Origin of the sequence: Bradyrhizobium sp. PMVTL-01 (assembly GCF_051861855.1) — a bacterium.
In the GTDB taxonomy this organism is placed as follows: domain Bacteria; phylum Pseudomonadota; class Alphaproteobacteria; order Rhizobiales; family Xanthobacteraceae; genus Bradyrhizobium.
Map to the genome: position 1 here is coordinate 3,237,488 of NZ_CP193982.1, position 13,220 is coordinate 3,250,707.

At 62.2% G+C, this 13,220-nt stretch carries 14 protein-coding genes; all 14 read left to right on the forward strand.

What is annotated here, in order from left to right:
- Positions 1-25 precede the first annotated feature (25 nt).
- The 14 genes from ACRQ5Q_RS15175 to ACRQ5Q_RS15240 all read left to right on the forward strand — a co-directional run bounded on the left by ACRQ5Q_RS15175 (position 26) and on the right by ACRQ5Q_RS15240 (position 13,214).
- A complete protein-coding gene (locus ACRQ5Q_RS15175) occupies positions 26-2,200 on the forward strand; it encodes a hypothetical protein (protein WP_439398721.1) in 2,175 nt (724 codons plus the stop codon).
- Positions 2,201-2,230: 30 nt separating this feature from the next.
- On the forward strand, positions 2,231-2,710 hold the full coding sequence (locus tag ACRQ5Q_RS15180) for a hypothetical protein (RefSeq protein ID WP_439398723.1): 480 nt from the start codon (positions 2,231-2,233) through the stop codon (positions 2,708-2,710).
- The gene (locus tag ACRQ5Q_RS15185; protein ID WP_439398724.1) at positions 2,707-3,018 is read left to right on the forward strand and encodes a hypothetical protein; all 312 of its coding nucleotides are present in this window, start codon (positions 2,707-2,709) and stop codon (positions 3,016-3,018) included. Before ACRQ5Q_RS15180 ends, ACRQ5Q_RS15185 begins: the two co-directional genes overlap by 4 nt.
- Positions 3,015-3,239: a hypothetical protein gene (locus ACRQ5Q_RS15190; protein ID WP_439398726.1), complete on the forward strand. Its 225-nt coding sequence runs from the start codon at positions 3,015-3,017 to the stop codon at positions 3,237-3,239. Before ACRQ5Q_RS15185 ends, ACRQ5Q_RS15190 begins: the two co-directional genes overlap by 4 nt.
- A gap of 6 nt (positions 3,240-3,245) precedes the next feature.
- Positions 3,246-4,268: a hypothetical protein gene (locus tag ACRQ5Q_RS15195; protein ID WP_439398728.1), complete on the forward strand. Its 1,023-nt coding sequence runs from the start codon at positions 3,246-3,248 to the stop codon at positions 4,266-4,268.
- Positions 4,265-4,837 (forward strand): hypothetical protein, encoded by a 573-nt coding sequence (locus ACRQ5Q_RS15200; RefSeq protein WP_439398730.1) that lies wholly within the window; start codon positions 4,265-4,267, stop codon positions 4,835-4,837. Before ACRQ5Q_RS15195 ends, ACRQ5Q_RS15200 begins: the two co-directional genes overlap by 4 nt.
- Entirely contained in the window at positions 4,834-5,772 is a 939-nt protein-coding gene (locus ACRQ5Q_RS15205; RefSeq protein ID WP_439398732.1) for a tail fiber domain-containing protein, read from the forward strand. The genes ACRQ5Q_RS15200 and ACRQ5Q_RS15205 overlap by 4 nt, the downstream gene beginning before the upstream one ends.
- Positions 5,753-6,115 (forward strand): hypothetical protein, encoded by a 363-nt coding sequence (locus ACRQ5Q_RS15210; protein ID WP_439398734.1) that lies wholly within the window; start codon positions 5,753-5,755, stop codon positions 6,113-6,115. The genes ACRQ5Q_RS15205 and ACRQ5Q_RS15210 overlap by 20 nt, the downstream gene beginning before the upstream one ends.
- Before the next feature lie 7 nt (positions 6,116-6,122).
- Entirely contained in the window at positions 6,123-7,370 is a 1,248-nt protein-coding gene (locus ACRQ5Q_RS15215; protein WP_439398735.1) for a baseplate J/gp47 family protein, read from the forward strand.
- On the forward strand, positions 7,367-8,131 hold the full coding sequence (locus ACRQ5Q_RS15220; RefSeq protein ID WP_439398737.1) for a hypothetical protein: 765 nt from the start codon (positions 7,367-7,369) through the stop codon (positions 8,129-8,131). The genes ACRQ5Q_RS15215 and ACRQ5Q_RS15220 overlap by 4 nt, the downstream gene beginning before the upstream one ends.
- 23 nt (positions 8,132-8,154) lie before the next feature.
- Entirely contained in the window at positions 8,155-9,555 is a 1,401-nt protein-coding gene (locus tag ACRQ5Q_RS15225; RefSeq protein WP_439398739.1) for a hypothetical protein, read from the forward strand.
- 80 nt (positions 9,556-9,635) lie between these two features.
- Positions 9,636-11,702: a hypothetical protein gene (locus ACRQ5Q_RS15230; RefSeq protein ID WP_439398741.1), complete on the forward strand. Its 2,067-nt coding sequence runs from the start codon at positions 9,636-9,638 to the stop codon at positions 11,700-11,702.
- A gap of 84 nt (positions 11,703-11,786) precedes the next feature.
- Positions 11,787-12,425 (forward strand): glycoside hydrolase family 19 protein, encoded by a 639-nt coding sequence (locus ACRQ5Q_RS15235; RefSeq protein ID WP_439398743.1) that lies wholly within the window; start codon positions 11,787-11,789, stop codon positions 12,423-12,425.
- Between the two features lie 108 nt (positions 12,426-12,533).
- Positions 12,534-13,214: a lipase family protein gene (locus ACRQ5Q_RS15240; RefSeq protein WP_439398745.1), complete on the forward strand. Its 681-nt coding sequence runs from the start codon at positions 12,534-12,536 to the stop codon at positions 13,212-13,214.
- Positions 13,215-13,220: the final 6 nt, after the last annotated feature.

The window sequence follows — 13,220 nt, forward strand, 5'->3', positions numbered from 1 at the left end:
AAATTCCCTTAAACGAGGTCACGACGTGGACGCATACCGGATTGGCGTATCGATCGTCCTTGCCAACGGCGTCTCGCCGGTCCTTGCAATCATAGGTAAGGACCTCCTCGGCCTCAATACCTCGGTCGAGGCCATCCAGCGTAACTTTGGCGGGTGGTCGGCCGCCCTGATCGGCGTCGGCGCCATCCTGACCGGCAGCACGATCCTTGGTGCCATGACCAAGATTGCAATGAAGGCGGCCGATTTCCAAGACGCTCTCACCAAGATCTCGCAGCTCAATCCGAAGGTCGCAGAACTCGTCAAGTCCGGCGAGATCACCAAGATGTCGTACGGCATCGGCACCTCGCTCGGCATGAAGGTTGAGGATGTGACGAAGGTCTACGGCGGCATCTATGGCGTGCTTCAGGATCCGCACGAGGCGGAGGAGCTGACGCCGATCGCGTCCCGCTACGCTCGCTTGATGCAGATGCGGCATCCCAAGAGCAAGCCGGAGGAAAGCATCAACACCTTGATGCGCGCCGGCGAATTGTCGGGTCGACTGACCGACGACAACGGCAAGATCGACCCGAAGAAGGTCGAGGAATGGTTCGATATGGCCGCGCGGCTCGAAGCCGCAACCCACGGCCAGGTCAATCCCGAGCAGCTGCTCGGCCTCGCCCAGCAGGGCGGTGGCGTCGCGCTGCGTGGCCTCTCGACCGAGGGCTACGAGCACATGGCGATCATGGCCCAGATGATGGGCGGCCAGCGTGCCGGTACGGCACTTCTGTCGCTGCGCGCCCAGATGGGCGGCACGATGATGAAGCGCAGTGCTGCGGCGATGCAGGAATACGGCATCCTTCAGGATGGCGAATGGACTACCGAGGGCGGTCACGTCCAACTGACTGAGAAGGCCTCCAAGCGCCTCAACGATCTGGTCAGCAAAGACCCGATGAACTTCATCAACTTCCTTGTCGACCGGCTCGAAGCGAAGGGCATCAAGGACAAGGACGACCAGATGGCGGCGCTTCAGCGCATCCTCGGCCGGCAGACGACGCAGCGCATGGTCGCCGACATGATGCTCGCCCGCGAACAGATCAAGCGGGAAACCGAAGGCCTCCAGCAAGGCGCGACCGTCAGACAGGGCCTGGATGCCTACAACGGCAACATCCATGCCGGCATGCAGAACGTCAGCGCGGCCTGGCACAACCTCTTGGTCGCAATCGGCGGCCCCGAGGGGGAGCGGTTCGCAGGGCTCTTGAATAAGATCGCCGGCGCCTTCAACTGGCTGACCGCACAGGTCAACAAGCTGAGCCCCGAACAGATCGACTGGATCTTCAAGATCATGGCCGGCTTTGCAGCCGGCCTTATCGTTCTGGGCGGTGCCGTCACCGCGGCGCTGATCACGACCCTGATCAGCGTCCCGGTTGCTATCGCGGGTGCGGTGTCGGCCGTGGCGGCCGCTGTCGGCACGCTGCTCTTCTTGCAGTGGGATAAGGTCAAGGCTCTGTTTGAGGGTATCACCTCGGCGATCTCCGGCTTCATCGACAGGATCGTTGGCCTCTACGACAGGATCTCGGCCGCTATCACAGGCCCGGTGAAATCCGTCGCAGATGCTCTCGGCACAATGATTTCCTTGCAGTGGGACAAGGTGAAGGCCCTGTTCGATGGGGTCAGCTCGTCGATCTCCGGGCTCATTCACAACACGATCCCGCTGCAATGGGAAAGGCTGAAGGCGTTGTTCGAGGGGGTCGGCTCCTCGATCTACGGGTTCATTACCAACACCATCCCGCTGCAATGGGAGAAGGTGAAGGCGTTGTTCGAGGGCATCACGTCCTCCGTAAGCTTGCTGATCAGTGTGAGTTGGGAAAAAGTCAAGGCGCTCTTCGATGGGATCACCTCGGCGATCTCCGGCTTCATCGACAAGATCGTCGGGCTCTACGACAAGGTCAAAAGCTTCATCTTCCCGAGCGGTAGCGGTCCAGACCCCAAGCTCAAGAAGGATCTCGAGGAAGCCAACAAGAACTACGTGCCCATGCGCTTCGATCCGAGTTCGGACACGAAGCGCAGCGGCGCCATCACGTTGGCGCTCAACATCGACGGTCGAACGCTGGCGCAGGCCGTCAGCGATCAGCTGGCCTCGCTCCACGACTTCTCCACCGGCGGCCACGCCGCCGATGGCATGTCGCGCTTCGGGAACGTGGACCAGGGTTTCACCGCCTAGCCTTCCATCCTCCAGTCAAATCGGTTGAACATGGCAAACGATCAGCCCGCGGACGTACTGTCTCTCGGCGGGTTCGTCTTTCGCGACTATTCTCCTCCGGACTCAATGCCAGCGGGCGGCCGTCAGGCCATGGCCGTCCACAAGCTTCCAGGTGGTGCCCGCGTTGTCGACACACTCGGTCCCGACGAATTGGACATCCGTTGGGAAGGGACGTTCTTCAGCGACACGGCCTATAGCGATGCGCTGATACTCGACGCGATGCGATCAGAGGGCCAGGTGCTGCCCCTGACCTTCGCAGGCCAATTCCGCTTGGTCATCATTAGCGACTTCATCTCTCGCATCCGGCGACTGCCGGTGTGGGTCGAGTATTCGATCACCTGCATGGTCTACCAGAACCCGATGCAGGGCATCCTTGGCGCCGTATCGAGCTCGATCGACGCGCTGGTCTCAGCCGATCTCGACACCGCCGAGCAGGCGATCATTGGCGGCGTCGGAGGAAACGGGCTGTGACCATTTCATCGAAAATCAGTGACGCGCTGGCTTCGCTGCAAAGTCAGGTAGGCGCCGCGAACCCGCTCAACAAGGCATCTTCGGCCACCATCGCGGCGCTGAAGCTAAATGCCGCGCAGCTCGTCGACGATGTGCAGACCGAACTCGTGGCAAAAAGCCTGCTCGATACATGGGTAGCGCCTTCCGATGCGCAGAGCATCACGAGCGGCTTCCTCGACGTCCTCACCGCGGCGGAAGACCAGAGCACCCTGTCTTACCTTCGGGGTGTGACCGGTCGTGTCGCAAGCAATCTGGATCAGCTGCAATGACGACTGTTGGATACATCGCATCGACCATTCCGGCGAGGATCGTTCGGGTCGCGAGCACGACACTGTTTCAGATCGCGCAGCAGTATTGCGGCGACGCGCTGCAATGGCCCGCCATCGCCAAGCTGAATGGCCTCGTCGACCCGTGGATCGTCGGCGAAGCCGAAATCCGCATCCCGCCCGTGCTCCCTGACGGCACTCAGACCGGCATCCTTGGACAATAACGTCACATGGCAATCACTTCCGGAGCCGGCCCGCACGCGGCATGGCTCGTTGTCGACGGCACGTCAATGCTCGTCGAGAACGGGTCCGTGACGCAAAGCGCCAAGCGGAAGACGTCGACGTTTCATTGCACGCTTCCGTTCACGCAGGCCAATTACGACGCGCTGGCCGGTCTTGGCGACAATGAGGCGAGCGTCGTGACGCAGACGCGCGGCACCACGGCAACGCTCATCACGGGCGAAGTCGACAAGGTTCGCTTCGACTATATCGGTGGCCTCATTCAGGTCACCGGCCGCGACAAGTCCGCCAAGCTGCACGACAACAAGACGTCGGAGAAATGGCTCAACAAGAAGCCGAGCGAAATCATTCAGGACCTCATCGGCCGCGTCGGCCTGTCAGGCAAGATCACGTCGAGCGACCTGATGGCCGGCAAGAAGACCGTTCAGGACTTCGTCAAGCTGTCCGACAACGTCTCGTTTGCCTACGTCATCCACAAGCTCTCGCAGCTCGACGGTGCTCGTTGGTGGGTGGATCCGCACGGGCAGTTTCACTACGTGCCAAGCGGCTCTCCGAGCGGGACCTATTCGGTCTTCGTCGATCGGAGCAGGCAACCAATCACCTCAGACTGTCTCGAGCTCGTCATCAGCCGCAACGTGCAGGCCGGCAAGAGCATCAAGGTGACCTACAAGTCGTGGCACCCGCGCCAGAAGCAGGTGTTTCAGGGCGAGACGACCATCAAGGGCAAGGGTGGACCGCTGGAGTTCAATTTCCACGTCCCGAACCTGCAACAAGAGCACGTCGACAAGTACGCGAAATCGACTGCGAAGGAGCGGGCACGGCACGAAATCAACGTCTCCGCGACCGTGGTCGGCGACCCGAACGTGAATGCCGGCATGGGGCTGCAACTGAGCGGCACCCAGTATTACGACGGCACGTACGACATCGACACTGTTACTCACAATTACGGCATGGGCGGTCACCGCACGCACATCGTCGCGCGCGGCCCCGGGCAAGGAAGATCGGACGAATGAGCGGCGACGGCAATCTCGAAGAGATCATCTTTGCCGCGATCGAGCGATGGTATGCCGGCCGCTACAGCGAACGGCACGGCATCGTCACCAGCTACGACCCCAAAAAGTACATGGGCAAGGTCACCTTCCAGCCCGAGGGGCAGGAAAGCGACTGGCTGCCGATCGAGACCGGCCATATCGGCCAGAGCTACGGCATCACCATGGGCTTGCAGCCCGGCCAGGGTGGCGTGAGCGGAAACGGCGTCGGCGGACAGTCGGGGCCGATGTCGCAGAACCAAGGCGATCAGGTCATCGTCCGCTACCAAGAAGGTGACTTCGAGGGCGGAAAAATCGTCCAGCGCGTCCATTCCGAGGCCGACAACCCGCCGGAGACCAAGTCCGGCGAGATTCGCATCTGGACCAAATTCCAGCAATCGAGCGGTCCGACGCCGGATGCCGCATCGGGCGGGCAGGGCGGCACGGGGCAGCAGCTCTACTTCAAGGACGATGGTTCGCTGACTTCGACCGACGGCAACGGCGCAACGACCTACTACGACGGCAGGGGCAACATCACGGTGACTTCGACATGACCATCTTGCAGCGCATCGTCGACAAGGTCGCGGATGTGCCGGCCCTCGGCAGCCTTGGAGACCTCTCGTCCCAGCTGTCGGGAATGGCCGCGCAAGTCTCGGCCCTTGCCAATGCCGGCGTCGGCCTTCCGGGTATCAACGATATCGGGGGCCAGATCAGCTCGATTGCCAGCCAGATAGCGACGACGTTGACAGCGGACGGGAACAGAGAGGGCGCTGCGATCGCAAACCAGATCGCGAGCATCGGCACGCAGATGGCGTCCGGAGGAATGACGGGTATGGCCGGTCTTGCCGGCTCCATGTCGAGCCTGACGTCCCAGCTCTCCGGGATGATGAACTTGGACGGGATGGCGCAGACCCTACACAAGCACATCCTCGACAAGGTGGGCGGCATCACCCACGACGCCTTTCAGGGGCAACACGTCACCAAGTGGAACCCGGCCGGCATCGCGCATCAGTCGATCGCGATGGTGAAGGACCTGGCTCCGCAGCTCCCCAAGATCGGCAACCTGCTCGGATCGGACGCAGCGATCTTCACCAAGGGCGTGACGGCTTCCGGCTTCAGCGTCTCGTCCGATGCCCGGCTGAAGGACAACATCAAGGACTACACGCCGTCCATCGACGATTTCATGGCCCTCGCCGTGAAGTCATTCCTGAAGCGTCACATCCACACCGTTGTCGGTACTGACGGCTCGGTGACGAGCGAAGTCGGCAAGGACGAGGGCGATCCCTGCTTCGGGTTCATCGCGCAGGAGACCCAGCCGCTGTTTCCGGAGCTCGTCTCCGAGTTCAATGGCTTCCTGACCGTGGACGAGCCAAAGGTGAGCTTCATTTTGTGGGCGATCTTGCAGCAGTTCGTCGCCGAACAGCGCGCAGAAATCGCCGCCCTCAAGCAAGAGATCGAGACCCTGAAAAATGGCAGACCTGTCGCTTGAGTGGCATAGCGACCTCGAGATCGACTCCACCGGAGACATTCTCGTCGTCGACGGTGACGACGAGGTAAGGCAGCGGCTGGAGCGCCGGCTGTTCACCGCCGTCCACGGCTACGTCTGGCACAAGGACTACGGTGCCGGGCTTCCGCAGAAGATCGGCTCGGCCCTGTCGCTGTACGAAATTCGCAGCATCGTATCGTCCCAGCTCGCGCTGGAAGCATCCGTTGCGACCTCGCCTCCGCTGGAGCTCGGCGTCGCGATGCGGAACGACGGTCTTTGCACCATCAGCATCAAATACTGGGACGCCAGAACAGGCGTCTCGGTCTCATTTGCGATCACGGCATGAGGAATGAATGGCCAGCCTTCCCACTCAATCGTTCAGCCAGATCGTAGCGAGCACCATCGCAGGGATTCAGGGACGCGCCTCCAAGCTGATTAACTTCTCGACCGGATCGACGCTCCGCGCCATCGTCGAGGGGTTCGCAGGCCTGTTCCTCTGGTTTCAGGCCATGGTGCTGAAGGTGCTGCAAGCCTCGCGCCTGTCGACGGCCGTAGGCGTCGACGTCGACACCTTCACCGCCGACTACATGACGACGATCGGCATCGCCAACGGCGTGCCGTCGCCGCGTCTCGGTGCGCAGGCCGCGACCGGACAGGTGACGTTCTCCCGCTTCACCGTGGCGCCCAGCACCTGCTTCATCCCGGCTGCGACATCGGTTGACGGCTCCGGAACGATCACGAACGCAGGGGCCAGCAAGGCCGCAACGATCCAGACCAACGACGGGCAGAGCGCGTTCGTCGTCATCGCCGACCCGACGTTTGGAACGTACTCGGCGACGCTTGGCGGCTACACGCTTCCAGCCAATGTCGGTTCGATCGTCGTACCGGTGAGCGCCATCATTCCGGGTGCGGCGGGGAACGCGGTGGCAGGGTCGATCACGACGATCACCTCGGCCATCACTGGCATCGACGCGGTGACGAACACTGCCTCCTTCATCAATGGGGCGGATCAGGAGTCGGACACGGCGCTGAAGAAGCGTTTTTCCGACTACATCCTCGGCCTGTCGCGGGGCGATGCCTACGGCCTGAAGGCATCGATCGAAGGGACGGGCGTCACCGTTCAATACACGCTGACGGAAAGCTACAATCTCGACGGCAGCTGGCACCCTGGCTTCTTCTTCGTCGTCGCCGACGACGGATCAGGGTCTCCGTCCGCCAGCTTCATCCAGATGGTCACGGACGCTGCGAACGCGGTGCGCCCGCTCGGCATCCAATGCGCGGTCTTCCTGCCGCAGATCCTCACCGCCAACGTCTCGATGCAGATCAAGACTGCGATTGGCTATGACCACAATACGGTCGTTGCGCAGGTCCAGGCGTTGCTCGGCGTCAACATAAAGCAGCTCGGCCTTGGCAACACCCTGCCATATTCGATCCTGTCGGCATGGGCCTATTCCGTGCCGGGCGTCACCGAGGTTTCGGCCGTACTTCTCAATGGCGGCAGTGGCGATGCTGCTTCCGTCGTGCCGAAGAAGCCCACGCAGGATGGCGCCCACAAAATCAAGTACGGCACGGTCAAACCCGGGGTAATCGCGGTCTCATGACTTCACTGATTGGAAGCGCGGCGAACGTCCTTGATCGCGTCAAGGCGCTGTTGCCGCCGAGATGGTTCAGCTGGGTTGCGCCGAACCGCGATGCCATCATCGGAGGACTGTCCGATCTGGCATCGTGGAGCTATGCGCTGATCGGCTATGCGCGGGCACAGACGAGGCTTGCCACCGCCTATGGCGTGTGGCTCGACATCCTGTGCTTCGACTTCCTTGGCGGGGTGCTCACGCGCAGCGGTCTACAGGACGACAACTTCAGGGGCGTGATCCGCGCAACGATCCTTCAGGAACGCGTGACGCGCGCCGGGATGGTCGGAGCCATCACGAGGATCACCGGTGTTGCGCCCGGCGTATTCGAGCCATGGAACACAGGTGATACCGGTGGCTATGGCAACCAGGCGTCCGGCGTCATTGCCGGCGGTCAAGTCGGTTACGGGGTCGGGCGGGGCTGCTACGGCAGCATGAACCTGCCGGCACAGACCTTCATGACGGTCTACCGCAACGCGCCGAGCGGCATCCCGAATGTCGATGGTTACTCGGGTGTGATCGGCGGATACGGCGCCGGCTCGATCGAATACGTCGGAAGCACGTCGCAGCTTCAGGGCATCACTGACAATCTTATCTATCAGATCGTCAACATCACCAAGCCGACAGGGTCCATCGTCTGGGTGGCCTTTGCAACGCCAAGCCAGTTCTTGGACTCGGAAGCGGGTTCGCACTTGGTTGACGATAGCGGCAACCTGCTCATCACCTTCTAAAAAACCTTAGGGAAATTCGACCAATGAAGATGGTTCGGCTCGCGCTCGTGAGCGCGTTCGCGCTGCTGGCTGCCATGGTGCCCGGCCTGGCTGCCACCAACGTCCCGTTCTCGACCTACATCTCCGGACAGCCGGCGGCGTCCGCGTTCACGGGCACGGAGCGTTTGGTGATCTTGAAGTCTGGAATGATCCAGACGATGACGCCGGTGCAGATCCTCCAGATGATGAGCGGCGACTGCGCGCAGCCCGGCGCATCGATCGTCTGCACCAAGATCAACGGCATCCCCTTCTCGGCCGGCACCGCCATTACGCCGGGAACGGATTTCAACATCCTCACCACCGCCGGCCGCTACTACTCGATCGACAACACCTCGGCAAATACGCCGACGGCGCAGACTTATTACTTGGTCGTTGAAGTCGGCGCGTCCGGCGGCATCAAACAGACCGCGACTGCCCAGCTTGACGGCACCTCGAAGTCCTATGTTCGCACCAAGGAAAGCGGATCTTGGACGGCATGGAAGAGGGTAATGCTGGCCACGCAGGCGACGTGTGCCGACCTGTCGAATGCCGCCGCATCCTGCGCGATCGACGCGACGAACGCCACGAACATCGGCACTGGCACGTTGAACACGTTGCGACTGCCCTCGCCATTCACGAGCGGAACTGCGAGTGGCAACACGTCCAAGTTCATGACCGGGAGCGGTTCGTTCGCTAGCGGGCATATTGCAGGGTTTGACGCCAACGGAAATATCATTGACGGCTTCACGCCGAGCGGAAACACCTCCACCGCCGTCACTGCGGCGGCCGGTGCCAAGACGTCAGGCCATGTCGTGACGTGGGACGCTAGCGGCAACGTTCAAGACGGCGGCGGCGCCCTCACCAACGGCACCGTCACTGAGCAGAAGAATACGGCCGGATCCGGTCTGACGACCTCCGGAAACTGCGACAACACCTCGACCAACTCGGCGTCGCCTTGCCAATATTCCATCAACGCTGGCGTCGTTCCTGGCATTGCGACCGGAACCGCAGCGGCGGCCGGCAACGTCGGCGAGGTCATCTTGTCGAGCACCACGACGGGCTCGCTGACTTCAGGGTCGACGACTGCTGCCACGTCAATCACGCTGACGGCAGGGGATTGGGATATCTCTGCCGTCGTCGATTTTCAGACGGCCGGCGCAACGTCAGTGACGGACTGGTTTGCGGCCATTTCCACGACCAGTGGCACCGTAGTGTCGTCGATCCCGAACTCCGGGATTGCGCACGAGCGCGTCACGGCAACGAACGACCACTCGGCGCGCCTTTCGTTCCCTCCGACGCAAGTCCTGCCAACGGCAAATACAACCTACTACCTCAACATCCAGAGCACCTTCACCGGCACGGCGCCGACGGCGAACGTCTTCCTTCGTGCGCGACGGATGCGCTGATCCTCACCTGAAATCTTCACCCCTGAAACTTCCAGACCCGCCTCGTTTCGAGGCGGGTTTTTTATTGGGCAAGGACCACAATGGACCGCGCAATCGTCTATCCCGGCCAGCTGCCGCAGGACACCGACATTCTCGACACCAACCTGTTCGCTCTCATCGGACAGGCCTTCCAAAATCAGGCGGTCCTCGGCGTCAACACCGTGGTCTCCGGACTTACGTGCACCCCGACGGCTCCGGCGTCTCTCGTGGTGAACATCGGTGTTGGTTCCATCTATCAGATGCAGCCAACGGACGGGTCCGCCTACGGCTCGCTCGGCACGAACAGCAACAACATCGTCAAGCAGGGTATTCTGCCTGTCGCGCAATCCTTGACGATCACCCCTCCTGGTACGACCGGCTATTCGCAGGTCTACCTCGTGCAGGTTCAGCTCGTCGACACCGATACCGGCGCACAGGTCCTCAACTACTACAACTCGAGCAACCCGGGGCAGCCCTTCTCCGGCCCTGCCAATTCCGGGCAGGCGCAGTTCACGACGAGGTCGTGCAAGTGCGTGGTGGCGCTGAAGGCCGGCGTTCCGGCGACCACGGGCACTCAAGCGGCCCCTGCACCCGATTCCGGCTTCCTCGGACTCTACACGATCACGGTGCCGAACGGCGCGACGCAGATCACGACGGGCAACATCACGCTGCTGGCAACGGCGCCGTTTTTCCCGACGCTGCCTCAGGTGCCGTACGACGTGCAGGGCGGCGTCTACAACTATGCCGGTCAGGACACCGGCACCGCCAACGCCTACGTCATCACCTTTGCTGCGGGTCAGCCGCAGCCTGCGGCCTACAAGGCCGGCATGAAGGTCTCGTTCAAGGCGCAGAACGCCTGCACGGGAGCGTCGACCGTCAACGTCAACGGCCTCGGCGCGGTGGCAATCCGGCGCGCCTCCGGCGTCGCGCTCTCGGCCAACGACATCGTCTCCGGCGGCGTCGTCGAGCTGACCTATGACGGCACTCTTTTCCAGATGCAGAACTATCTGGGCGCGGGTGCGACCAGCAACACCACCACTGTCGTCAACATCCCCTATGTCGTGGACACCGGTACGCCGAATGCGGTGATTGCAACCTTCTCGCCGGCGATCACGGCTGGTCAGCAGGTCGCAGGTCTCACCATCGAGGTCAAGCTCGCCAACACGATCACGGGCTCGGCCACGATCAACGTCAACGGTCTTGGCCAAAGGGCGATCAGGACCGGAGATTTGCAGAATCCCCCGAACGGCCTCTTCGTTGCGGGTGAGGTCCTGCTTCTCGTCTATGACGGAACGCAGTACGTCGTCGTCAACACGACCAGCCTGATCTATCGCAAGCCGTCGGCAAACACCGACATCTATGTGAACGCAACGACGGGCAGCGACACGATCTATGATGGCACGAGCGCGACCGTGGTCGGCGGAGGGTCGAGCGCTGGTCCGTTCGCGACGATCAGCAAAGCGGTGTACGCCGCATTCGGATACGCTCCGAGCCAATACACGATCACCATCCACGTCGCTCCGGGCGTCTACGCCGAAGCGGTCAGTACGCCCAGCTTTTCCGGACCCAATCTGGTCATCGATGGCGGCTCTGCCGCTACCACGGTCATTAGCTCGGGCGCCAGTACGTGCATCGGCGTCTCTGGCCCTAACACGATGCTGGTCAAGAACGTCACCATTCAGAATAGCGGCAACCCCAACGTTGCCAACGGCTTCTCTGCCTCGAGTGGCGCGGTCTTGACGGTGCAGAACACCATATCGAACGCGGTCGCATCGGCGGTGTTCTTTGCGGTGAACAACGCCACTGTCGTATTCAGCAACCACACCTTCAATGGCTCCAGTACCTTCCTCGGATGGGCCAACAGAAACGGCGTCGTCCAACCGGGTGGCACTCTGACATTTGGAGCATCCATCAGCGTCAGTGCGGGCTTCAGTGCATCGCAGGGCGGGCAGGTGGATATGAACTTCACTCCCGGCGCGGGTCCGACGTTCGTCAATCCTTCGTACCTTAATGGCGCGAAGTACAGTGCCGCCCTGAATGGTGTCGTGATCGCCCAGAGTCTTGGGGGCGTGGCCAATTTGCCCGGCACCACGGCCGGCTCGACCGCCACCGGCGGCCAGGCCCTTTAACCGCCGTTCCTGAAAATTGAAACGGCCGCTCCGCTGTGCGTGGGGCGGCCATTTTCAATCGGGAGATAGCTCAAGAGGATGTTCATGTTCGATACTGCGAGGTTTGCAGCCGCGCTCCATAACCTGTGGCCGCACGGCGACGCGAAGATCCCGGGGCTGCGTGACGCTATCGTCGCGCAGGCGCCCGCACTGTTCGATGAGTTTGCGATCAAGACGCCCATGGCGATCGCCAACATGATGGGCGAGTTCACCGTCGAGTGCGGCGGCGGATGGGAGATCGAGGAAAATCTCAACTACCGGGCCACGGCGCTCGTCAAGCAGTGGCCGAAGCACTTCACCATGGCGCAGGCCATGGCGATGGAGCACAAGCCGCAGCTCATAGCCAATCAGGCCTACAATGGCCGCATGGGAAACCGGGTCGGGTCCAACGATGGCTGGGACTTCCGCGGCCGCGGCCCGGCCCAGACGACCGGGCGCGATGCCTACGACCGCCTCGGCAAGCTGCTCGGCGTCGACCTCGTCAGCCAGCCCGAGCGCATCAACACCAAGGATCTGTTCCTGCGTGTGGGCGTGGTCGATTTCGTCGTCATCTGCAAATGCCTGCCGTATGCCGAGCGGGACGACGAGATCAACGAGACGCGCTGCCTCAACGGCGGCCTGATCGGTCTCGCCGACCGGCAGAAGTCGATTGCCCAGTGGAAGCACGCCCTCGGCGTCAACTGACCCCTCACTGTGACTGACACGACACAGACGGCGCGCCTCAGCGCCGCCTGACCCGTTTTCGCGGCCGATCTTGAGAACGTGTTCGGCTGCCTCGCGGAGAAGATTCGCATGACGGCCAAGGAACACATTCCGCTGCCGAGCTCGCTCGAGCTGGCCAAGCTCAGCCGGCAGATTTACGCCCCGGACGCCCCCGTTTCCGGCTTCGACTATTTCGATGCCGGCATGGATGATGGCATCTGCTGGGCCTTCAAGCGCGTAGCGGGTTACGACATCGTCGTCTTTCGTGGCACGCACACCCTTCAGGACTTCGTCCACGACATCCGGGCGCTCGCGGTGCCCACCCGCATCGGCCATGTCCACGTCGGCTTCTACGCCGGCATGGAGCACATGTGGGGCGACCTCAGGCCGATGCTCACGCAGCCCGCCGTGGTGACGGGGCATTCCCTCGGCGCGGCGCGCGCGGCGGTCCTGACGGCCCTTATGAAGGCCGATGGCGTGCCTCCGGCCTTGCGGGTGGTGTTCGGCGAGCCGAAACCCGGTCTGATCGACTTCACGAGCCGCATCGCTGACGTCCCCGGCTTCAGCTACCGCAACGGCAACCAGCTGCACCACGACCTCATCACCGACGTGCCGCTGACGTTCCCGCCAATCGAATACAGCCGCCCGACGCCGATTATCCCGATCTGCGCGGCGCCGGCGCCGAACGACCGCTACGGCCCGTTCGCTTGGCATCGCATCGAGCTTTACGAGGCCGCTCTGGCGGCCGCTCAACCCGCGGCGAGCTGCTGATCGCGG

Excerpts from the sequence above, each read along its gene's own strand:
- ACRQ5Q_RS15180 (WP_439398723.1), top strand. The coding sequence starts at position 2,231 with ATGGCAAACGATCAGCCCGCGGACGTACTGTCTCTCGGCGGGTTCGTC.
- ACRQ5Q_RS15190 (WP_439398726.1), top strand. The coding sequence starts at position 3,015 with ATGACGACTGTTGGATACATCGCATCGACCATTCCGGCGAGGATCGTT.
- ACRQ5Q_RS15195 (WP_439398728.1), top strand. The coding sequence starts at position 3,246 with ATGGCAATCACTTCCGGAGCCGGCCCGCACGCGGCATGGCTCGTTGTC.
- ACRQ5Q_RS15200 (WP_439398730.1), top strand. The coding sequence starts at position 4,265 with ATGAGCGGCGACGGCAATCTCGAAGAGATCATCTTTGCCGCGATCGAG.
- ACRQ5Q_RS15205 (WP_439398732.1), top strand. The coding sequence starts at position 4,834 with ATGACCATCTTGCAGCGCATCGTCGACAAGGTCGCGGATGTGCCGGCC.
- ACRQ5Q_RS15210 (WP_439398734.1), top strand. The coding sequence starts at position 5,753 with ATGGCAGACCTGTCGCTTGAGTGGCATAGCGACCTCGAGATCGACTCC.
- ACRQ5Q_RS15215 (WP_439398735.1), top strand. The coding sequence starts at position 6,123 with ATGGCCAGCCTTCCCACTCAATCGTTCAGCCAGATCGTAGCGAGCACC.
- ACRQ5Q_RS15220 (WP_439398737.1), top strand. The coding sequence starts at position 7,367 with ATGACTTCACTGATTGGAAGCGCGGCGAACGTCCTTGATCGCGTCAAG.
- ACRQ5Q_RS15225 (WP_439398739.1), top strand. The coding sequence starts at position 8,155 with ATGAAGATGGTTCGGCTCGCGCTCGTGAGCGCGTTCGCGCTGCTGGCT.
- ACRQ5Q_RS15230 (WP_439398741.1), top strand. The coding sequence starts at position 9,636 with ATGGACCGCGCAATCGTCTATCCCGGCCAGCTGCCGCAGGACACCGAC.
- ACRQ5Q_RS15235 (WP_439398743.1), top strand. The coding sequence starts at position 11,787 with ATGTTCGATACTGCGAGGTTTGCAGCCGCGCTCCATAACCTGTGGCCG.
- ACRQ5Q_RS15240 (WP_439398745.1), top strand. The coding sequence starts at position 12,534 with ATGACGGCCAAGGAACACATTCCGCTGCCGAGCTCGCTCGAGCTGGCC.